At 59.1% G+C, this 20,424-nt stretch carries 18 protein-coding genes; 8 read left to right on the top strand and 10 right to left on the bottom strand.

What is annotated here, in order from left to right; translation table 11 throughout:
- Window positions 1–248: 248 nt before the first annotated feature.
- The gene (locus tag ACP26L_RS03750; RefSeq protein ID WP_426451188.1) at window positions 249–1,421 is read right to left on the bottom strand and encodes a glycosyltransferase family 4 protein; all 1,173 of its coding nucleotides are present in this window, start codon (window positions 1,419–1,421) and stop codon (window positions 249–251) included.
- 428 nt (window positions 1,422–1,849) lie between these two features.
- Between ACP26L_RS03750 and ACP26L_RS03745 the strand changes: the two genes are divergently transcribed.
- Together ACP26L_RS03745 and ACP26L_RS03740 are read left to right on the top strand one after the other, a co-directional pair.
- Window positions 1,850–2,377, top strand: a complete 528-nt coding sequence (locus ACP26L_RS03745; protein ID WP_426451186.1) for a phosphatase PAP2 family protein — start codon at window positions 1,850–1,852, stop codon at window positions 2,375–2,377.
- A 72-nt stretch (window positions 2,378–2,449) separates the two neighbouring features.
- Entirely contained in the window at window positions 2,450–3,571 is a 1,122-nt protein-coding gene (locus ACP26L_RS03740; protein WP_426451185.1) for an MGDG synthase family glycosyltransferase, read from the top strand.
- Window positions 3,572–3,657: 86 nt separating this feature from the next.
- On the opposite strand, the gene trmB is transcribed toward ACP26L_RS03740, so the two are convergent.
- From trmB to ACP26L_RS03725, 3 genes are all read right to left on the bottom strand, one after another.
- Window positions 3,658–4,431, bottom strand: a complete 774-nt coding sequence (gene trmB, locus ACP26L_RS03735) for a tRNA (guanosine(46)-N7)-methyltransferase TrmB (RefSeq protein ID WP_426451183.1) — start codon at window positions 4,429–4,431, stop codon at window positions 3,658–3,660.
- Between the two features lie 127 nt (window positions 4,432–4,558).
- Window positions 4,559–4,762: a hypothetical protein gene (locus ACP26L_RS03730; RefSeq protein WP_426451182.1), complete on the bottom strand. Its 204-nt coding sequence runs from the start codon at window positions 4,760–4,762 to the stop codon at window positions 4,559–4,561.
- A 4-nt stretch (window positions 4,763–4,766) separates the two neighbouring features.
- Window positions 4,767–5,336: a WGxxGxxG family protein gene (locus tag ACP26L_RS03725; RefSeq protein WP_426451180.1), complete on the bottom strand. Its 570-nt coding sequence runs from the start codon at window positions 5,334–5,336 to the stop codon at window positions 4,767–4,769.
- Between the two features lie 198 nt (window positions 5,337–5,534).
- Between ACP26L_RS03725 and ACP26L_RS03720 the strand changes: the two genes are divergently transcribed.
- The 4 genes from ACP26L_RS03720 (at window position 5,535) to ACP26L_RS03705 (ending at window position 8,941) form a co-directional block, all read left to right on the top strand.
- Complete coding sequence (locus ACP26L_RS03720; RefSeq protein WP_426451178.1) at window positions 5,535–6,509, top strand: TIGR01212 family radical SAM protein; 975 nt, start codon at window positions 5,535–5,537, stop codon at window positions 6,507–6,509.
- Window positions 6,510–6,573: 64 nt separating this feature from the next.
- Entirely contained in the window at window positions 6,574–7,146 is a 573-nt protein-coding gene (locus ACP26L_RS03715) for a hypothetical protein (RefSeq protein WP_426451177.1), read from the top strand.
- Window positions 7,147–7,163: 17 nt separating this feature from the next.
- Complete coding sequence (locus ACP26L_RS03710; protein ID WP_426451176.1) at window positions 7,164–7,745, top strand: class I SAM-dependent methyltransferase; 582 nt, start codon at window positions 7,164–7,166, stop codon at window positions 7,743–7,745.
- Window positions 7,746–7,975: 230 nt separating this feature from the next.
- Complete coding sequence (locus tag ACP26L_RS03705) at window positions 7,976–8,941, top strand: type I phosphomannose isomerase catalytic subunit (RefSeq protein WP_426451174.1); 966 nt, start codon at window positions 7,976–7,978, stop codon at window positions 8,939–8,941.
- Between the two features lie 229 nt (window positions 8,942–9,170).
- Here the strand turns inward: ACP26L_RS03705 and ACP26L_RS03700 are convergent, their stop codons facing one another.
- The 6 genes from ACP26L_RS03700 to ACP26L_RS03675 form a co-directional block, all read right to left on the bottom strand.
- The gene (locus ACP26L_RS03700; RefSeq protein WP_426451172.1) at window positions 9,171–10,937 is read right to left on the bottom strand and encodes a B12-binding domain-containing radical SAM protein; all 1,767 of its coding nucleotides are present in this window, start codon (window positions 10,935–10,937) and stop codon (window positions 9,171–9,173) included.
- A 167-nt stretch (window positions 10,938–11,104) separates the two neighbouring features.
- Complete coding sequence (locus ACP26L_RS03695; protein WP_426451170.1) at window positions 11,105–12,733, bottom strand: esterase/lipase family protein; 1,629 nt, start codon at window positions 12,731–12,733, stop codon at window positions 11,105–11,107.
- A gap of 242 nt (window positions 12,734–12,975) precedes the next feature.
- On the bottom strand, window positions 12,976–13,206 hold the full coding sequence (locus ACP26L_RS03690; RefSeq protein WP_014649332.1) for a hypothetical protein: 231 nt from the start codon (window positions 13,204–13,206) through the stop codon (window positions 12,976–12,978).
- A gap of 175 nt (window positions 13,207–13,381) precedes the next feature.
- A complete protein-coding gene (locus ACP26L_RS03685; protein WP_426451169.1) occupies window positions 13,382–14,599 on the bottom strand; it encodes an ABC transporter permease in 1,218 nt (405 codons plus the stop codon).
- Window positions 14,596–15,549 (bottom strand): ABC transporter ATP-binding protein, encoded by a 954-nt coding sequence (locus tag ACP26L_RS03680; RefSeq protein ID WP_426451167.1) that lies wholly within the window; start codon window positions 15,547–15,549, stop codon window positions 14,596–14,598. The genes ACP26L_RS03685 and ACP26L_RS03680 overlap by 4 nt, the downstream gene beginning before the upstream one ends.
- Window positions 15,550–15,823: 274 nt before the next feature.
- A complete protein-coding gene (locus ACP26L_RS03675) occupies window positions 15,824–16,252 on the bottom strand; it encodes a cell wall hydrolase (RefSeq protein ID WP_426451165.1) in 429 nt (142 codons plus the stop codon).
- A 154-nt stretch (window positions 16,253–16,406) separates the two neighbouring features.
- On the opposite strand from ACP26L_RS03675, the gene ACP26L_RS03670 reads away from it, so the two are divergent.
- Both ACP26L_RS03670 and ACP26L_RS03665 read left to right on the top strand, forming a co-directional pair.
- Complete coding sequence (locus ACP26L_RS03670) at window positions 16,407–17,438, top strand: RluA family pseudouridine synthase (RefSeq protein ID WP_426451164.1); 1,032 nt, start codon at window positions 16,407–16,409, stop codon at window positions 17,436–17,438.
- Window positions 17,439–17,744: 306 nt separating this feature from the next.
- The gene (locus ACP26L_RS03665; protein ID WP_426451162.1) at window positions 17,745–20,321 is read left to right on the top strand and encodes a rhamnogalacturonan lyase; all 2,577 of its coding nucleotides are present in this window, start codon (window positions 17,745–17,747) and stop codon (window positions 20,319–20,321) included.
- The last annotated feature ends 103 nt before the right edge of the window (window positions 20,322–20,424 follow it).

Raw genomic sequence — 20,424 nt, 5'->3', positions numbered from 1 at the left:
TTCCTCTCTTTGCATGCATTTGTCAAAAGCTTCAGGGACCTTCCTGCCCTCAATACCGAGGCAATTCACGCAAAAATAGCCGATATTCCCCTCGGACGCTCCGGCATCCAGCTTTTTACGTCTTATTTTCATCGATTTTCAATCATTTTATAAGCCAGGGCTGGAAAAAACTTTCTGTATACCGCTTGGGGGATCCTGCACAAATCGGCTCCGCAATTAAAAGAAAACGGTATCCTGAGAAGCCTCCGCTACTTCCCTGAGGCTTGGTTCGAGCTTCCCTGCGTGCCGTCCGCATCCAATACTCTCCTGCAGCTCGCAAACAATCCGTCAAAAATCGACTCCCAGGACTGATTCAGACTGTAGGTCCTTCCGGCACCGCCAAGCTCTGTGCGCAGCCAATGGTTATTATACAGCCGTTCTACCGCCCCGACAAAATCCGACACACTTCCCGGCCGGCAGAGCAAGCCTGTCACCCCATGCCGCACCGTATCCCCCACTCCCCCGGCATCGGCTCCGACGACCGGGGTTCCCGAAGCCATGGCTTCAAGCACCACGTTGCCGAACGTCTCTGTAGCCGACGGGAACAGGAACACATCCGCCGCTGCATACAAGTCACTTAGCGGCTTTCCTTCACGAAAACCCGTGAACGTCACATCGCTGCGCATCCCGTACTGCTCCTGAAGCGGCTGAAGCAGAGGGCCATCCCCGGCCACCACCAGATGGGCACGGGAGCGGATCGTCTCAGGAAGCGAATCGAGCGTGCTGAAGAGCATATCCACGCTCTTCTCGACAGCAAGCCTCCCTACAAACAACAAGACGAATTTTTCCGGCGAAATGTTGCATGTCCGGAGCACCTCCTCCCGGTCTACGACCGGATGGAACCGCTTGACATCCACCCCCCGCGACCAAATCTCAAGTTCTTTGAGCCCTTTGTTCTCCAGGTGCTTCAGAGTTGAACGGGACGGAACGAAAATACGGCGGCAGTCCTGATGAAACCAGAGCATATACTTCCACAGCATGGGCTCCATCCACTGCAGCTTATAGTAGGCCAGATATTGATCAAAATGAGTGTGGTAGGAGGCCACCGCGGGAATCCCCTTGCGCCTCGCATAGTGAAGCCCCACAAGTCCCAGGTTGAACGGCGTCGCCAGATGAATCAGATCCGGAGAGAAAGCCTTCAATGCTTTCTTCAGATTCATGGGATTGGGAATGGCCATCCGGCATTCCGGATACAAGGAGAAGGGAATGCTGTAGAACCGCTCTACCATCCATTGGTCCGCTTCGGCGGCGGCGGGGCTCTGGGGGGCGAACACTCTGCATTCCACTCCCCGGGCTTCAAGATACTGCACCCACCGGCCGAGCGTCTTCGCCACACCGTTCACATCCGGCACGAACGTATCCGTAAACAGGGCTACTCTCATGATTAACCTCCCACAAGTTTTGTTGAAACACCTCTAATGTGATGAGATTGTGAACAAAACTGCATTGGAAGCTCATATAGAGCTTCTGGGATTCGGAGAGATACGGCGGAAGGTGCTTCGCTGCATGTCTTTTGGAGTTAATGAAACACAAGGAGACTTTGCGCGTAGAACATTCAAAAGGGAGTGAGCACATTCTGCAGTTGTCCGCAGGAAAACGCCTTCCTACTATATTTAATGGGCCATCGCACGGTCCGCCCGGATTCCATGCCATCGTAACGGAATATTGTTAAGGGAGCGTCAAGGCTGAGTTAATTTTTTGCTTTCAACGGTTTCATATCCTGTTGATACTCCTATAACAAAATCTATGTACAATGAATGTATATGAGCATGCAGGATAGCTTATCCCACTTTCAAAAGGAGGGGTTCGAATGGATCGCGTCGTTTCGTGGCTGGTGCAGCATGAGAGGCGGATGTTCAACTTTGTGAACCGCCGGATGCAGCACCGGCGGCTGGATCTGTTTTTTAACGGGATCACCCACCTGGGGGGCGCTACCGCCATGATTTTTATCGCGCTGTGTGTGGCGTTGTTCGGCAGAGGCTCATGGAAGCTCGCGGGCCTTGAGAGCTGCATCGCCCTGGCCGTAAGCCATATCCCCGTTGCCGTCATCAAGAAAAAGTACCCGAGGCTTCGCCCTTACCTGGTTCTGCCGGATACCATCACTTACAAGAACCCGCTGAAAGATCATTCTTTCCCTTCGGGCCATACCACCGCGATCTTCTCGGTTACGGTCCCGCTGATGCTGATGTCCCCCTGGTGTGCCGCCGTGCTGCTCCCGATCGCCATTCTGGTCGGAATCTCCCGGATGTATCTCGGTCTGCACTATCCTTCCGACTGCCTCGCCGGCTCGGTGATCGGAACGGGAGCCGCGCTTGCAGCTGCAGCGTTCATCGGGTAATCCCGCCGTCTTTTCGGACCGGCGGGGCCCTGCATGACTATTAAGCTATGATTTGAGGTGTGGTAAACGATCATGCCCAAAAAGAAAAGAATACTGATTCTGTCCGAGGGCTTCGGCGCCGGACATACACAGGCCGCTTACGCCTTGTCCGACAGCCTCCGCCTCCTGGCCCCGCATCTGCAGACCCGTGTCCTTGAGCTCGGCACCTTTCTCCATCCCACGCTCGCCCCGCTGGTCATCGGCGCTTACCGCAAAACCGTCGCAACACAGCCGAAGCTGTACGGGCTCGTTTACCGTTCTCAGGACAGGAAGGCGCTGAATCGGCTCACACAGCTGGCACTGCATCGGATCTGTTATGCCCAGACGGCGGCGATTATCCGGCAGCTGCGGCCGGACACGATCGTGTGCACCCACCCTTTTCCCAGCGCCGTCATCTCCCGTCTCAAGCGGTTCGGACTGGAGGTGCCGCTGTGCACCGTGATTACGGATTACGATGCCCACGGCACCTGGGTCAGCCGCGAGGTCAATACCTATCTCGTCTCCACAGCAGACGTCAAGCACAAGCTGGAGAGTCTCGGCATTCCTTCCGGCTCGGTCCAGGTTACAGGCATTCCCGTCCACCCGAATTTCTGGCAGCCGCATAACCGCGATGACCTCCGCACCCGCTTTGGGCTTCAGCGTCTTCCCACGGTACTTGTCATGGGCGGAGGCTGGGGGCTGCTCCAAGACCGCAAGTTCCTCCATCACCTGACCCTCTGGCGCGAACAGATTCAGCTTGTTCTGTGTCTAGGCTCCAACCAGGCCTCTCTCCGCACACTGACCGAGGACTCCCGGTTCCGCCACCCGAATATCCGCCTTCTCGGTTTCACCAAAGAAGTCTCACAGTGGATGGACGTATCGGATCTGCTTATCACCAAGCCCGGAGGCATGACGTGCACGGAAGGGCTCGCCAAAGGCATACCGATGCTGTTCCACAAACCGATTCCGGGGCAGGAAGAGCGCAACCTTCAGTACTTCACCCAGATGGGCTTCGGTGAGGTGATCCGGTCGGCAGAAACCATCGACGTTTGGTTCCGGCAGTTGGTCGACCACTTTCCCGACATCGCGCACGCAAGATCGTCCCGGCCGGCCGGCGGTGGACCTGCCTACTCCCCGGCCCGCTGTTCACAGGCCATTATGGAGCTCGTGCGCTAAAGACAGCAAAGCCCCCTCTCTTTCCATCCGGAATGAAGAGGGGGCTTTATGCACTGCAGGTTAGCGGTTACCGCGTAAGGTTATGCTTATGCTTCGTCATTCTCAGCGTCATTCTCATTCTCGATTCCCGTGCGTACGGCTTCGGCCGCTTCCTCCAGGTCACGACGCTGCAGCGAATCCAAGTGCTGCTCCAGCGCCCGCTCCCCGAGCACGGCTTCCAGCCGGAATATAGGCATGCCTTTGCCCGAGAACTTGGTCTCGTACTCCGTCATCACCAGATCCGTACGAAGCCCTTCCGCGTGCAGGTCCAGGGAGATATTACGCAGCCGGATGCCGAGATCCGAGAAGGAATTCAGCGAGAATTCGAAGAGGGAACGGGAATCCGTTTTGAAATGGATCTCCCCTAACGCATTCAATATCACCCGGTACTTGTTCACAAAGCCGGCATGGGTGAGACGCCGTCTGGCATGACGCTTCTTCGGCCACGGATCGCTGAAGTTAAGGTAGATCCGCTCAATCTCGCCGGGCTCGAACATGTTCTCGATGTGCTCTATGTTAAAACGGGCCAATCGAAGATTGCGCAGATCCCCGCCGTGCTCCTCGCGCGACTCTCTTGCTTTCTCCGCGCCTCTGCGAATCAGTTCATCATACATATCTACGCCTATGTAATTGATCTCCGGGTTCAAGGCGCTCAGCAGGGAGATGAACCTTCCCTTGCCCATCCCGAATTCCACATGAATCGGCCTGTCGTTCCCGAATATTTCCGCCCATCTTCCTTTATATGCTTCCGGTTCCAGCACAACCAGCTCCGGCTGGGCCTCCAGCGCTTCCTTGATTCCTTTACGTCCTCTTAACCGCATGAAAATTGCTCCTCCAGGTGCTCTTGATATGGCTCGATTATACTCCCTAACGAAGGGAATGAAAAGACCGGCCCTCCCTGCCCCAGGCAGGGGAGCCGGCCTGATAACGGCCTTACAAGGCGGATGGCTAGACTTCAAGCAGCTGATAAGACAGTTTATCGGCTTCAGGAAGAAGGGAAGTCTCCAGCTTGGAACGCACTTTCCTGCGGGCATCGGCCGCAATCTGCGGCTGGGCATGAAAATGAACGCCCGAGGCCAGGGCCATGGCTTCCTTTAAGGAAAGCTCCACCATGATCCGCTGTTCCCCTTTCGGGCTCCCGAGGCTGATCATTGGATTAACGCTGCTGCTGTTGGTTTTGATTTTTGCCGCGCATACCGGCAAGGCCCAGAAGACCAATCAGACCAAGCCAGCCCCAATCCATACCGTCGTTATCATTATTATTGGCAGCTGTTGTACGGTATGAGTTAGTGCCGTAGTTACCGCCGTAGCCATAGCCCGTACGGTCGTTAGCATTGGTATTGGTGTTCATGCGGTCCAGGAGGCCGCCGCGGTGCGTAACGCCGGTACCTGTCGTACCGTAAGTCCCCGTAGTGCCGGTACCTGTCGTGCCGTAAGTCCCTGTAGTGCCGGTACCAGTGCCGGTTGTCCCCGTACCTGTGCCGGTACCGTAAGTACCGGTTGTCCCTGTACCTGCCCCGGTTCCATACGTTCCTGTTCCCGTGCCGGCCGCACCGGTGCCGGTACCGTAGGTTCCTGTACCGGTTGTTGTACCGGTGCCGGTTGTACCGTAAGTCGACGTCGTCCCCGTACCTGTGCCAGTCGTAGTCGATGCCAGTGCCTCACCGCTAATGCCGATAGACGCCGTCAACGCCAGTGCAACCACCGTTTTGCCGAACTTGTTCATAGTTGTGAGTATCTCCCTTCTCAAGCTGGATTGGTGTTGCCGCCTTGCAACCATAGCATGGTCACGGGGCTTGCATCTTATCCGACCAGCTCCACAGGTGTATGTTGTCAAGGGAAAGGTTCGCTTTTAGGGTCATTTTTCGGTAGAATAAGAAGGTAAGATCAGCATGGCTCAGGCCTTATAGAAGGAGTATTCTTTATGGAAAGAACGATGGAGCTCCCGGAGCGTTTGTGGGGGGATAAACGTTTTCATACATGGAATTATGAGATGCGCGAGCAGTTCGGCACCAAGGTGTTCAAAGTGATGCTCGACGCCGGATTTACCTGCCCGAACCGCGACGGGAAGATCGCCACAGGCGGTTGCACCTTCTGCAGTGCCAGGGGATCGGGGGACTTCGCCGGCTCACGCCGCGACGATCTCGTCACGCAGTTTAACAAGATCCGGGATCTGCAGCACCTCAAATGGCCAGAAGCCCAATATATCGGATATTTCCAGGCTTATACCAATACCTACGCTCCCGTTGAAGAGCTGCGGGAGTATTATGAAGCCATTCTCGCCCAGCCCGGTGTCGTAGGCCTGTCGATCGCCACCCGCCCCGATTGTCTGCCCGATGACGTGGTGGATTATCTGGCCGAGCTGAACGAGCGCACCTATCTCTGGGTGGAGATGGGGCTGCAGACGGTCCATGAATCGACATCGCAGCTCATCAATCGGGCTCACGATACCGATTGTTATTTAGAGGCAGTAGCGAAGCTCAGGGCCCGCGGCATCCGGGTATGCGCCCACATCATCTACGGCCTGCCGCAGGAGACGCATGAGATGATGCTGGACACCGGACGTGCCGTGGCCGCCATGGATGTGCAGGGCATCAAGATTCACCTGCTTCACCTCATGCGCAAGACCCCTATGGTCAAACAGTACGAAGCCGGCCTTCTCCGTTTCTTGGATAAGGATGAATATGTGCGACTGGTGGTCGATACGCTGGAATTCCTGCCGCCCGAGATGATCGTGCATCGGTTAACCGGCGACGCGCCGCGTGATCTGCTCATCGGGCCGATGTGGAGCCTGAAGAAGTGGGAAGTGCTGAATGCCTTCGATGAAGAGCTGCGGCGCCGGAATACCTGGCAGGGCAAGAAGTGGCAGCCGGCGGCCGATCTTTCAGCGCGTACTTGATAAAGATAGGGAAGTAACGGTTATATAGAGAGAACACACCCGGACATGCGGAGGAGGAGACAGGATGAAAAAGGTGATCTGGCTGCTTATGGCCGTTCTGCTGGCGGCACCGGGCTGCAGTAAGGAACCGGCGCCGAACACCACCGCCGTGGAAGTGCCGCCTGCCCCCTCCCAGCAGACCGGGAAGCCGGAGGAGGTGAGCGGCGCTCCCGGCGGGAACGGCTCCACGGAGAGCGGGAGCGGCGGCATGGCCGGCGAAGGCCAGGCCGGCTCGGGGACGGAGGCCGGCACAGCCGGCAGCCCGGTCGCTAGCCCGGCCCCTGCCGGCGCCGGGACAAGCGGTGGCTCAAGCCCCACGCCGCCCGCAGGCAGCAGCGGCAGTACGGGGGCCGGCGGCAAGGCCGTTAGCAAGCCCTCCGCAGGGAGCGGCACTAGCAGCGGCGGGACGAAGCAGCCGGCAGCGCCGAAGCCCCCTGCAGTTCAGCCGGCGCCGCCGACGGCCCCTGTGAAGCCGACCCAGCCCGCTGCGGATGCCGGTGCCCCCGCAGCGGCTGAACCTACCGCCGCTGCGCCTGCGGGCGACGCGATCATCGAGGTGCCGACGGGGGAGCTGATGGAACCCCCCACTGCTCACTAGAAGGAGGCTGTGCCCCATTGGGTTTTCTTTCGATACTCAGCTTTGCCCACAAGCTTGTGGAAGAGAGACTGCGTCCCGGCGATACGGCCGTGGATGCCACCGCCGGTAACGGCAACGATACGCTCTTCCTGGCCCGGCTCGTCGGCGGTACCGGAACGGTACATGCCTTCGATGTTCAGCCGCAGGCCTTGGAGCAAACCGCGCTGCGGCTTGCCAGAGAGCTGCCTGAGGGCCGCCTGCAGGTACAACCTCATCTGCGCAGCCACGCGGAGATGGAGCAGGCACTGCCGGAGGAGGTCCATGGTCAGGTCGCGGCCATTATGTTCAACCTCGGCTACCTGCCGGGCGACGACCATGGCACCGTGACGCTGCCCGAATCCACGCTGCAGGCGCTGCAGGCCTCCTCCCGAATGCTGCGCCGCGGCGGGATCATCACCGTGGTACTGTATACGGGACACCCGGGGGGCCGCGAGGAAGCCGATGCGGTGGAAGCATGGGCAGCGGGGCTGTCCCAGCAGGAGTATCAGGTGCTGCAGTACCGTTTTGTGAATCAAGTTCATTCGCCCCCTTACTTGATCGCCGTCGAGAAGCGAAAATAAGCAGCAAGCAGCAAAGCCCGGCATCCGCCGATGTGCACCGCACACGGAGAACCGGGCTTTTTTGAGTTATGCGCAGAACCCGACATCCTCTCCCCGCGTTCTTACGGCTTCTCTCCTATAGCCAAACCCCGGCAGGGGTTGATATAATGCATGATAGAAAAACATGGGGGGCCTGCCGGGTTCTGTACCCGGTGGTCCTAAACCCCAATAGAATCAGGAGAGTGGAACAGATGAAACCATATCCGCTGCAATGCCAACCGGAATTCAAGGAACGCGTATGGGGCGGCCGGGCCCTCGAACAATTCGGACACGAGCTTCCTGAAGGCCCGATCGGTGAGGGCTGGATGATCGGTGACCACCCGAACGGTACGACCAAAGTAGTCAATGGCGAACTCGCCGGCATGGGTCTCGATCAGATCCGTGAGCAGTACGGCGAAGCCTTCTTCGGAAGCAAGGGCTTCTCGAAGAAAAACGGCCGCTTCCCGCTGCTGATCAAGCTGCTTGACTGCCAGGATGACCTGTCCGTACAGGTGCACCCGAATGACCATTATGACCGCCTCCCCGAAGGCGAGCTCGGCAAGACCGAAATGTGGTACATTCTGGATGCGAAGCCGGGCGCCAAAATCATCTATGGCCTGAAGGACGGCGTGACCCGCGAAGCCCTTGCCGCCGCGATCGAAGAAAACCGCATTATGGATGCCCTCAATGAGATCACCGTCGAAGCCGGCGACTCCTTCTATATTCCTTCCGGTACGGTTCACGCGCTTGGCGCAGGCGTACTGGTGGCGGAAATTCAGCAGAACTCCGACAGCACCTACCGGCTGTACGATTACGGCCGCCTCGGATTGGACGGCAAGCCCCGCGAGCTGCACATCGAAGATTCCCTGAATGTCATCGCTTATGAGAATGCCGGTTCCACTTACATGAAGACGAACCTCACGGCATCGAACGAATGGCTGACCTTGGCTCAATCTCCCTTCTTCGTCACCGAAAAAGGACAAGTCGAGGGCTCCTGGAGTCTGCACACTTCGCCCGAGAGCTTCGTAATCCATATCGTATGCGAAGGTACGGGCAAGCTGCGCTGGGCTGACGGCGAGCTCGACGTGAAGCCGGGCGAATGCTACCTCCTCCCTGCCAATCTCGGCAATTATTCCTTCGAAGGCTCTCTGACGATTCTTCGCAGTTACCTGCCATAAGCCTGCCGCTTTCCCGCATCACCCATAGGCTCATAAGACAAATACCCCATCGTTTCCGCCGGACGCGGAGCCATGGGGTATTTGGTATGGGCGGACAGCCCGTGCTACCAGTTGTTAGAGACGCTAAAGATTAGAGGCCCGAACCATCCGGGTCCGCCTCCTTGATCGCAGTGCTTTAGGAGATGAACAATGGATGTGCCTAATCATGGACTGACGGCCCTCTGCCGACTCAGAGTGCGAGAGTTTCCTGCAGATCCATGGTAAAGTACTGTACGCCAAGCGACGTATCCGGCGGGAAGTACACGATGAGCAGCTGCTCGGCCGGGTCTGTCTCCCCGGACTGTAGGTACGTCTCCAGCCGGAACGGAAGCACTTCGACCATCACATGCTTGTGAAGATCCTTCTCGCTGATCCGCAGCTCCGCGAATGTCTCCGACACCAGGGACGGGCGCTCGGCGAGCAGCCGGTATAATTCGGTCTGTCTCGCTTTGTCCAGTGAGAAGTCCCACCAGATTTTGCGCGGCTTGTACTTGTGGTTGCCATAGTAATCAAGCTTCATGAGCCCCTCGATGACCTGCAGCTCTTTCGTCCCCCGGTCCTTCAGGAAGGCATGGAGGCGGGTGAACAGATCCTCGAGCTGGTGACCGATCTTCTGCCAGCCGCGCGCCTCCCAGTAATCCCCGAACTCCTGGAAGAAGTCGAAGGCGGAGGCGAATTCCCGGCGGATCAGGTAGAGTGCCGTATAATCCATCCGGTGGGCGTTCCAGTACTTCTCCAGCACATCCTCCACCCGCTTGATCCGCACAAGATCGGAGAACGGCAGAATGTCGTTGCCAAGAATCTCATAAGGCGCGTGGTCCATGTAGATGTAGCCGTACTTCTCCGCATCATGCCGCATGCCCGTGCCGCGCAGCATCTTAAGGAAGCCCAGCTGCAGCTCTTCGGGGCCGAGCTCGAAGACGTCATTGAACGTTTTGCGGAAGGAGTTGTAATCCTCTTCAGGCAGTCCGGCGATCAGGTCCAGATGCTGGTCGATCTTCCCGCTCTCCTTGACCTTGGTCACGGTGCGCGTCAGCTTGGTGAAGTTCTGCCGGCGCTTCACCAGCGAGTTCGTCAGATCGTTCGTCGACTGGACGCCGATCTCGAAGCGGAAGATGCCCGGCGGCGCATGCTCGGCCAGGTAATCGAGCACTTCGGGGCGCATGATGTCCGCGGTGATCTCGAATTGGAACACACAGCCCCGGTGGTTCTCGATCAGGAATTGGAACATGTCCATGGCGTAATCCCGCTTGATGTTGAATGTGCGGTCCACGAACTTGATCAGCTTCGCCCCCGAGTCGATCAGGTAGAGCAGATCGCTCTTCGTCCGCTCGATATCGAAGTAACGGACCCCGACTTCGATGGAGGAGAGACAGAACTGACAGGAGAACGGACAGCCCCGGCTCGTCTCGAAGTACACCACGCGGTTCGCGAGCGACGGGATGTCCTCGGGGAACCGGTGCGGCGAAGGGATCGCATTCAGGTCCAGCTTCGGACGCGGCGGGTTGACGATCACCCGGCCCTCCTTGCGGTAGGCCGTACCGAATACGCTGTAGTAGGCACGGCTGCCCGCCAGCTCCGTCAGCAGGTGGTGGAAGGTCTCCTCCCCTTCGCCGACCACGATGAAGTCCACCTCAGGAATCCGGTTCATCCAATACTCGGTGTCATAAGACACCTCGGGACCGCCGAGCACGACGGTCACCTCCGGCATAATCTTCTTCAGCATGGAGACGACCACGATCGTCTCTTCGATATTCCATATATAACAGGAGAAGCCCACCACATCCGGCTGCTTCTGATACAAATCCATCACGATATTCATCGCGGGATCCTTGATCGTATACTCGGCAATGCGGATATCCGGGAAGTCCTTCTCGCTGAATGACTTCAAATAGCGCAGGGCCAGGGACGTGTGAATATACTTGGCGTTAAGCGTCGATAAGACGATGGATTTCATGGGTTTGGACATACCTCTTCGTTCCCGTTTTTAGTTGGCAGTATGCCCTTTATTCTACACCGAATCCCCCGGGAACACAAAGAGGAAGCCGCGTGCCGGCTTCCTCGGTGCTCAAGCTATTATCATGCATGGGCCTTGCTGAAAACCCCCGGAGCTCCCCGGCCGGCTTACTTCAGCTTGCCCGCCGCGTCCGTTACCGCGAAGTTATAGATCACGGACCGCGTTACCTTCTCTCCGCGCTCGTTCGTGCCTTCCACGTCGAGCGACAAATTATAGACGCCCGCCTCCTGCGGCGTCTCGAACGACACTGCCAGCCTGCCGTCCTTCAACTCGCCCGTGCCCTGAAGCTCCCCGTCCTGGCGCTTGCGCTGCGCCGACTTGCCTTCGCCTGCGGCATGCAGGTCCGCCCGCTTCAGCGAGCCCTGAACCCGGCTGCCGAGATCCACGTTCAGCTGGGCGCGCTCTCCCTGGCGGTAGACCTTTTTGCCCGCTGTCACGCGGGTCTTCCCTTTGCCGCCTTCGATCAGGCGAGCCGAGGCGAAATACGCGTCGCCTGTTCCCGATGCCTCCAGCGTCCAGATGCCGGCTTCCGGCTTCTCCACCTGGAAGGTGCGGCGGACGGCCCCTTGGAACACGTCATCCGCTTCCGGAGCGGACGGCGCGTCCGACGGGCTGTAGGTGCGGCCCGACGGCGAACGCAGGACGAGAGTCGTGTCCGCCTTGGAAGTCAGCGCCTCCAGGGACAGGGACTGCAGCCCGCTCTCCAGCGGCAGCTGGGCTTCCGCTGTGCCATTGACCTCCCCGCCGCGGAAAATGAAGCCGGCTTCTCCATCCGCTGCAGGTGCTGGTTTGGTGTTACCAAGGCGCGGAGCTGTAGGCAGCGTGCCCTTCTCAGCCGAATTCAGCGCCATAGCTTGCACACCGCTGCCCGCACTGAGCTTCGGACGCACCAGCGACCACGTCTCCGAGGCTTTCACCATCGCACTGTGCGAGATGTCTTTCGTGAAGCTGCGGATGCCGTACGGCAGCCCGAAGGCGGAATCGAGCGAAACCGCTCCGTCGTCTTCTCCCGGCAGAATCGCATGGGCGAACCAGTAGCTCGTGAACCAGCCGTCATCGCCCATGCCGCCCGACATATATGTAACAGTCGCTTTGTTCTCTGATCTTGCATCCGTCTGAGAGCGGAAGTTCGCCATATACGAGGTCTGCAGCGAGTACACGGCATCGTCATTTTTACCAAGAAGGTCGGCCAGCCAGGACGCCCAGGAGCTGTAAGCCAGATCAGCGAGCTCGGAGCCCTTGTTCGGCGTCGAGAGCTGGTGCACCACGTTCACGTAAGAAGCGGCGCCGTAATGCACAAGGGCTGTCTGGGTATCGATGCCGCCTTTGGAGTGCGCGATGATGTTGATTTTGGACACGCCGTAATGCTGTGCGACCTTGCGGATGACTTCCGCCAGCTTGGCGCCGTTGGTCCACATATTGCCGCCGGCTCCGTCCGCATCCTTAAGCTGGACGAAGGCCGTGCGGTAACCCGCATTGTATGCCGCTTCATAGTATTTGTCCGTGCCGAGCCATGTGGAGTAATTTGAATGAAGGCCCTGGACGAAGAGGATGACCGGCTTGTCCGCCGTTGCTCCGGGAGGGACGGCCCCGGTGTACCAATCTCCAAAATTCCCGCTCGGGTTCTCATCGTGGAGGACGGGAGTGGGGGCGGCGGCCCCGGCGGCCGTGGGAACGGCGAGCGCGGCGGCGGTCAGTAGAGCGATAGCGGTGTGAAGGACAGGACGGCGAAGCATGAATACATCTCCTCTCAACTATTCCTTATATTGGAATTAATTCCTCTCCTAGTATAAGGGAGATGTATTATCTCTGTATACGGGGGGCCTTAACTTTTTGTAAACGCCGTCACCGGATCAGGGCCCAGCCGCACCGCCACCATAGTTCTTGAAAGGGGCACAACAAAAAGAGCGGCCCCCCTTCCGGGTTTGACCGCTCCGCTCCGCACCGTTCCAGCCTGGGTCCCTGCTTCCTCAGGAATTTATGTCCAGGCCTGCTGCATGTCGTTCCACTCGCCTTCCGGAGGCAGCTCGGTGAGCATGAATTCGTCCTGCCCCTCCTCCGTCCAGATGCTCGCCTGGCTCATGAGCTGCTCCTCCACCTGATCCTTTTGTGTCCGGAGCTCATCCGCCACACTGCCTTCGGACCGCTCGATGGTACTCTTCAGGCGGCTGCGCTCCGCAAGCCTCTTCGCCATTTGATATAAGATCATGCGCGTCCTACTTCCCTTCGCTTCATAGTTTCTTGTCCTTACTGTACTTTGCGAAGATTAAGACAAGATTAGAGGAACATAAACCTGCAGTTAAAATTCCCCTTTCCACGATATGCAGCTTCAAGACGTAGCATTTCCCATTTTTGTGCAAATCATGCGGAAGCCCCGGCCCGTTTTACTCCCATTTGAACGTGAAGCTCGCGATCAAAAAAGCGGCGGCCGTCCACCCTCCGAGGAGCAGCGCTTCACTCCACAGCGTATCAAGACCCGCACCCACGTTCATCACCTGACGAAGGGCTGTCGTCAGATGGGCGATGGGCAGCAGCTTGACGATGCTCTGCACGATCGGCGGCATGCTCCCGATCGGGAAGAACACCCCGCCGAGGAAGAGCAGCGGGAAGGAGATGACCCCGGCCAGCGGACCCGCGCTCTCCGGCGTCTTGGCCAGTCCGGCCACAATGAAGCCGATGGACATAAAAGCCAGCGTGCCGAGGACGATGAAGCCGATGAGCAGCAGCCAGGAGCCGCGGACCTGGGTGCCGAAGGCCAAGGCCCCGACGAGCAGGACAATCAGGGCCTGCGCCCCATTCATCAGCAGCCGGGCCGTAATCTGCGCGGCGATGAAGGTCGAAGCGCGCAGCGGCGTACTCTGCATCCTCCGCAGGATGCCGCGCTCCCGCCACGAAGCGATCTGGCCGGCAACGCCGTTCAGATTGTTCGACATGATCATCATGGCCAGGATCCCGGGCACCAGAAAATCGATATACGCCAGCTTCAGCGCCTGCACCCCTTCAGGCTCGATGGCGAGCCTCGGTTGGTAGCCGGACAGCTCCTTGTCGATGCCGTCGACGATCGGTCCGAGCAGCTGCAGACCCACGGTCGATACGGTCGCGTTCGTCTCGTCGTAATACACCTTGAGCGGGAAGGGTGCTCCCTCATCCCGCACGACCAGGGTTATGACCTGCGAACTGCTAACCGTTCCCACGCTGCCGTCCTCCAGAATCATCTTGGAACCCCGCTCCGGGCTCACTGCCTCTTCCGGCACATCCACAGACGTCGCAGCCGCGCCCACGGCCATCGCATACCCTCCGGGAATAACGATGACGAGCTGGTTATCCCCTTTCTTCAGGGAGTCCAATTCCGCTTCCACCGCCCCGCCCTCCTTCAGCTTCAGCACAGGGCTGTCCCGCAGTGCCGTCACCAGCTTCTGCGAAGCCAGGGTGCGGTCCAGATCCACCACCGCGCCGCTCACCGATACGGGATCCCCCCTGCCGAGAAAACTGCCGAGCATGACCATGAAGAAGAGCGGAAAAGCGAGTGACCAGATCAGCACCTGCCGGTTGCGGGAGAAGAGCCTGAGCTGGGCCAGCGTTAACTGTATATAGGCTTTCATGCTTCCCTCAGACTCCTTCCGGTCATATGGATGAACACATCCTCCAGCGTCGCCGTGCGGGTCTGCAGATCGAGCACGCTCCACCCTTCCGCCCCGGCCGCAGCGATCAGGTCCACGAGCGTCGGCTGCAGCGCGTCCGTGTACAGGACGAACACCTCACCCCGCTGCTGCACCTGCTTCACTTCTGCTACCGCCTGCAGACGCTGTACTCTGAGCTCCTGCCCCTCTTCCACCGCTCCTCCTTCGGCCTCCGCCAGCCGGAATTCCACGGCACTCTCCGACTGCAGACTGCGGACCAGGCTGCGGGGCGTATCCAGCGCAATGACCTGGCCGCTGTCCATAAGACAGATCCGGTCGCAGAGCACGTGGGCCTCATCCATGTAATGGGTCGAGAGTACGACCGTCTTGCCCCTCTCCTTCAGCCGCAGCACAATGTCCCACAAGGTGCGGCGCGCCTGGGGATCCAGCCCTGTCGTCGGCTCGTCGAGGAAGACGACCTGCGGGTCGTTCACCAGCGCCAGCGCGATGGCCAGCCGCTGCTTCTGTCCGCCGGAGAGATGCTTCACGCGGTCCCCGGCTTTTTCCGTCAGGATCATATCCTCCAGCAGCGGATCCACCGGCACACTCTTCGGATAAAAGCTGGCATACATGCGCACCATCTCGCGCACGGTGAGCAGATCGAACAGCGAAGTCGACTGAAGCTGGACGCCGATCGCCTCTTTGACCTTATCCTGCTGCGTCCGTGTATCGTAACCGGCCACCAGGGCGTGCCCTTCGTCGGGCCGCCGCAGCCCTTCAATCATCTCCATCGTCGTGGTCTTGCCCGCGCCGTTCGGACCGAGCAGCCCGAACACTTCCCCGCGGTACACATCAAAGCTCACCCCCCGTACCGCCGTAAAATTCCCATACCGCTTCACCAGGCCCCGGGCCCGGATGACTGCTTCCGTCACGCTGTCAACTCCTTTACTTTTCCAGACATCCCCAAGCTTATATAGAAGTATACCACCCGTGAGCCGGAGGCCGCACCCTTCCCGGCCGGCATACCGGAATGTCTTGCTTCTATATAATAAAAGGTGTTCCTGAACGGGATGTTGGAACCGCGTTTATAAGATGACGGGATCGAGCCCGGGCGAGATATAAATTCCTATATTTGAACAAAAAGGAGCCTTCCGGCTCCTCCGACGCTGTCCTGCACCGCCATTCCTGCAGCTGCAGACTGCCATGTTAATACGTACTGTAAATCGCATCGCAAATGCCGGCTCTCGGCTCATAGTAACAGTGCTTCTTATACCGGCCCACGTGAGGCTGGGTGTACCAGGTTGGCGGACAATCTCCCGGCGGGCGCCAGTACCATAAGCTGAACTTGGCAGGCCAGAGCCGCTCTCCGTTCACCGCCCGGCGGGCCAGCCGCCGTTCCCTGTCCCTCGGCTTCTGGTAGAAGTAGCCGTGGAGCGTAGCTTCAAAGGCATGCGGCTGATATACCATTTGTTCAATCGTGCGAAGGCCCTTGAAATCGGAGCAGTTGGAGCGGATCCGGTTAATGGCCACGTTGCCGACCATCATCATGCCCGGCTCGCCTTCTCCTTCCGCTTCCGCGCGGAGCAGCCTTGCCAGCAGATCGATGTCCTGTTCCCTGGCTTTTACTACCGCCATGGTTCTCACCTCGTTTGATGTGGAGTTCTTCCCTAGAATATTAGCGGCTGGGGTAATTGATACCATGCACGGGGAAATTCCCCCGGTTTCACGATCAGCAGCCGATCGTGGTATAGTATAGGCAGGAAGAACCAGAGAACGGAGTGAATCTGCAGTGACCAAAAAACATACATCCTTCCGAGGGACAGGCCGCCCATCGGGCGACTCCCCGGACCGCCGCGGCGCCAAGTCCGCCCGTCCGGCGGGCAGAACTGCCGGCACTCGCCCGGCAGGCCCAGCGGCAGCCCCCCGGCAGGCGCCCAAAGCCCGGGTCTACCCTGTTCAGGAACCGGGGGAGCTGCTGAGCTTCCTGTTAGCCCATCTGAATATGGGCCGCAATGCCGTCAAATCGCTGCTCGCCCGCGGACAGATCGCCGTGAACGGCCAGACCGTGACGGTCTATAACCATCCTCTGCTTCCCGGGCAAAGTGTAACGGTGAGCAAAGAGAGGATCGTGGAAGCCCCGCCGCTGATCGGGCTGTCTATCCTCCATGAGGACAACGACATCATTGTGGTGCGGAAGGAGGCCGGCCTGCTCTCCATCGCTGCTTCGTCGCAGGAGGAGGAGCTGACCGCCTACCGCCAGCTCATGGCCCATGTCCGTCATCACGACCCGGCGGGCCGCATCTTCGTGGTTCACCGGCTTGACCGGGATACCTCGGGCGTCATGCTCTTCGCCAAGAACGAGCAGGCCCAGCAGACGCTTCAGAACGCCTGGCAGGACATGGTCAAGGAGCGCACCTATGTGGCCCTGGTCGACGGGATGGTGAAGAAGCCGGAGGGGACGGTCAAGTCCTGGCTGAAGGAGAGCAGCACGCTCAAGATGTACTCAGGCCCGTACCCGAACGACGGGCAGCTGGCCATTACGCACTATAAGGTGCTGCAGGCCGCCAGGGACTTCTCTCTGCTCGAGGTCAACCTCGAAACCGGACGCAAAAACCAGATCCGTGTGCACATGCAGGATATCGGCCATCCGATCGCCGGGGACCGCAAATACGGCTCGAAGTCGCGGACGCTGAACCGTCTCGGGCTGCACGCCCGGGTGATCGCTTTTATCCACCCTGCCACACAGGAGCTTATGCGCTTTGAAACGGAGATTCCGAAGGCTTTCCTCGGGCCGCTTAAGGGAGCTTCTCCCAAAGCCTAAAGCTTCATCAGCCGGATCACGCGGTGGTTCCGGGAGCCAGGCTTATCCTTTGGGATGCCTGGCTTTTTGCCGTTTTCAGGCGCGGCTTCCGGCACGCCCGCAGTGCCTCCCCGGTCGGAAGTCCTCTGAATTTTAAACGCAACATGACTGATTTTTGAATGGGGATTGGCCCGGCTTTCCCCTATAATGAAAAAGAATTTTTAACACGGACCCACATCTTCGAGCAAGAAAGGAGGAAAGCGGACCTCTAGTTGTAAGCGCAAACAAATGAAAATTTTCACACTCATTCAAGGATGGTGACCTTTCATGTCTCCCAAGAATAAAGCCCTGCTGGCAAGGCGGGTGCTGGCTGTCACAGCCGCACTTCCCCTGCTGTTTACCAGTATAAGCGGAGCTTCCGCAGCCGAATCCCTGAGCCGTAAGCCCGCTCCCTCCGTTCAAGGCAGCGGCGTACAGCTCGAGTACCTGGACCGCGGACTCGTGGCCGCCTCGACTTCCCAGGGCGTCTTCCTCAGCTGGCGGCTGCGTGCAGGCGAGGTAACCGGCGCTTCCGCGAGCGGCCTGACCGGCGCCTCGTTCAACGTCTACCGCGACGGCAAGAAGGTGGCTTCCGTGACGGACAGCACGAACCACCTCGATGCGGCCGGCTCCGCCTCCTCCCGCTATGAGGTCGCAGCCGTGGTGAACGGCCGGGAAGTCGACCGCAGCGATGCCGTCTCCCCTTGGGCCCAGGCCTATTTTGACCTCAAGCTGAACAAACCGGCAGACGGCGTCACCCCCGTCGGTGAGGCGTACACGTATTCGGCCAACGACATGAGCGTAGGCGACGTGGATGGGGACGGGCAGTATGAATTTTTTGTCAAATGGGATCCTTCCAACTCCAAAGACGTATCGCAGGTCGGCTACACCGGCCAAACCTACATCGACTGCTACCGCTTTGACGGCACCCTGCTGTACCGCATCGACCTTGGCGTGAACATCCGCGCCGGAGCGCATTATACCGACTTCATGGTGTATGACTTCGACGGCGACGGCAAAGCCGAGGTGATGTTCAAGACCGCACCGGGCACCCAGGTTCACAAGTATGACAGCCAAGGCACGGTCACCTCGTCCACCTATATCACGATGCCGCGGGAAGACCTGAAGGCCGGCTACCGCAACACGGATGACTACCGTCTGAGCAAACAGGGCTACTATGAGCATGTCGTGGATATGTTCATGAACTGGCACAAGCATGAAGAAGTGGTGGCCGGGAACTGGCCGGCCACGCTGGAGGAGTGCTTCGGCATTCCCAAGAAGTACGATTATCCGCTGTCCCGCGCCGATGCACAGAGCCTGACGGACTACTTCATGGACGTCTACGCGCCGAGCCGCAGCGCCCGTAACAATCTCCGCGCCTTCGAAGGCTTCATCCTGAGCGGCCCCGAGTACCTGTCCGTGTTCAACGGAGCCACCGGCGATGAGCTGCAGACGATTCCGTACAAGCCCGGCCGGGGCGACGACGGACTGATGTGGGGCGACTATGCCATGGGCCGGATTGAGCCGGGCAACCGGGTCGACCGCTTCCTGGCGGGCGTCGCGTACCTCGACGGCAAGAAACCTTACGCCGTACTCGCCCGCGGCTACTATACCCGCTCTACGCTCATCTCCTACAGCTGGGACGGCAAGCAGCTCAAGGAGCACTGGAACGTGGACAGCGGCTGGGTGCCGATGACCAATCCGTTCAACGACGGGCCTCACGGCCGCGACGGGCGTGATCCGGTATACGGTACGCTGACCACCCAAGGGGCACATACCCTGAGTGCGGCGGATGTGGACGGAGACGGCGCTCAGGAGATCGTCTACGGCTCCGCGACGATCGACAACGACGGGAAGCTGCTCTACAGCTCGATGGATGTCATGCCGGAGGGCAGCGCCGTTCCGGGCACCACGGCAAGGCTCGGCCACGGCGACGCTCTTCATGTGACCGATATAGACCCGGACCACCCCGGCCAGGAGATCTTTATGGTGCACGAAGGCGGCACCTATGCACCGTACGGCTACGCCCTGAAGGATGCGAAGACCGGCAAAGTCATCTATGGCGGATATACGGGCAAGGACACCGGACGCGGGATGGTCGGTGACGTAGACCCTTCCCGCCGGGGGCTTGAGACTTGGGCGGTAGGCCTATGGACTGCCCAAGGCGAGAAGATCGACACGACCGCGCCGGGCACGAACATGAACATCAAGTGGGCAGCGGACATGACCACGCAGATCGTGAACGGAGCCATCGAAGCGACTCCGTCCATCGACGATTGGAAGCGGGGCCGTCTGCTGACGGCGGAAGGCACCCGGACCAACAACTACACCAAGGGCAACCCCGGCCTTGTCGCCGACATCTTCGGGGACTGGCGCGAAGAGCTGCTGGTGCGCACCGCCGACAGTTCTGCGATCCGCATCTACCTCAGCACGGAAGTGACGAACCGCAAGCTGTACACGCTGATGCACGATCCGCAGTACCGCGTCGAAGTCGCCCGCCAGAATACCGGCTATAACCAGCCCGCGTATACCAGCTTCTACTTTGCATCGGACACGGACTTCCGTCAGGTTCCCGTGGCTTCCTACTGGACGCCGGGCCTGCTGAACGTGCTGGACGGTCTGCTTCAGCAGTACAAAGCTTCCGGCGAGCTGAAGGGCTCTCTGGCCTCCCAGCTCGAAGAGACGCTGAAACAGGCCCGGCACCAGCTGGGCAAGGGCTCGGTTGAAGCGGCCGTCAAGCAGGTCCACAAATTCCTGGATCAGCTGGATAAGCACGGAAACAATGCCTCCCTCTCTGCAGCGGCGGAGAAGAACCTGACTTACCATGCCAACCTGTTCCTTCAGTCTTGGAGCTCCAAGAAATAATCACAAAAAGCCGCCTTTGGCCTTATCCAAGGGCGGCTTTTTGTAATGTCGCGTCTCCTGACCGTGTCTTACCAAAACTCGTTATTCGGGCAAAGGAAGGAAG

This window comes from Paenibacillus sp. S-38, assembly GCF_049942825.1.
Lineage (GTDB): Bacteria > Bacillota > Bacilli > Paenibacillales > NBRC-103111 > Paenibacillus_G.
Note: the sequence above shows the minus strand (reverse complement) of the source record. Positions and strands in the feature narration are given on the sequence as shown.

Bases quoted from the DNA above. Each gene is read 5' to 3' on its own strand.
- ACP26L_RS03750 (WP_426451188.1), bottom strand. From the start codon at position 1,421: ATGAGAGTAGCCCTGTTTACGGATACGTTCGTGCCGGATGTGAACGGT.
- ACP26L_RS03745 (WP_426451186.1), top strand. From the start codon at position 1,850: ATGGATCGCGTCGTTTCGTGGCTGGTGCAGCATGAGAGGCGGATGTTC.
- ACP26L_RS03740 (WP_426451185.1), top strand. From the start codon at position 2,450: ATGCCCAAAAAGAAAAGAATACTGATTCTGTCCGAGGGCTTCGGCGCC.
- trmB (WP_426451183.1), bottom strand. From the start codon at position 4,431: ATGCGGTTAAGAGGACGTAAAGGAATCAAGGAAGCGCTGGAGGCCCAG.
- ACP26L_RS03730 (WP_426451182.1), bottom strand. From the start codon at position 4,762: ATGATCAGCCTCGGGAGCCCGAAAGGGGAACAGCGGATCATGGTGGAG.
- ACP26L_RS03725 (WP_426451180.1), bottom strand. From the start codon at position 5,336: ATGAACAAGTTCGGCAAAACGGTGGTTGCACTGGCGTTGACGGCGTCT.
- ACP26L_RS03720 (WP_426451178.1), top strand. From the start codon at position 5,535: ATGGAAAGAACGATGGAGCTCCCGGAGCGTTTGTGGGGGGATAAACGT.
- ACP26L_RS03715 (WP_426451177.1), top strand. From the start codon at position 6,574: ATGAAAAAGGTGATCTGGCTGCTTATGGCCGTTCTGCTGGCGGCACCG.
- ACP26L_RS03705 (WP_426451174.1), top strand. From the start codon at position 7,976: ATGAAACCATATCCGCTGCAATGCCAACCGGAATTCAAGGAACGCGTA.
- ACP26L_RS03700 (WP_426451172.1), bottom strand. From the start codon at position 10,937: ATGAAATCCATCGTCTTATCGACGCTTAACGCCAAGTATATTCACACG.
- ACP26L_RS03695 (WP_426451170.1), bottom strand. From the start codon at position 12,733: ATGCTTCGCCGTCCTGTCCTTCACACCGCTATCGCTCTACTGACCGCC.
- ACP26L_RS03690 (WP_014649332.1), bottom strand. From the start codon at position 13,206: ATGATCTTATATCAAATGGCGAAGAGGCTTGCGGAGCGCAGCCGCCTG.
- ACP26L_RS03685 (WP_426451169.1), bottom strand. From the start codon at position 14,599: ATGAAAGCCTATATACAGTTAACGCTGGCCCAGCTCAGGCTCTTCTCC.
- ACP26L_RS03675 (WP_426451165.1), bottom strand. From the start codon at position 16,252: ATGGCGGTAGTAAAAGCCAGGGAACAGGACATCGATCTGCTGGCAAGG.
- ACP26L_RS03665 (WP_426451162.1), top strand. From the start codon at position 17,745: ATGTCTCCCAAGAATAAAGCCCTGCTGGCAAGGCGGGTGCTGGCTGTC.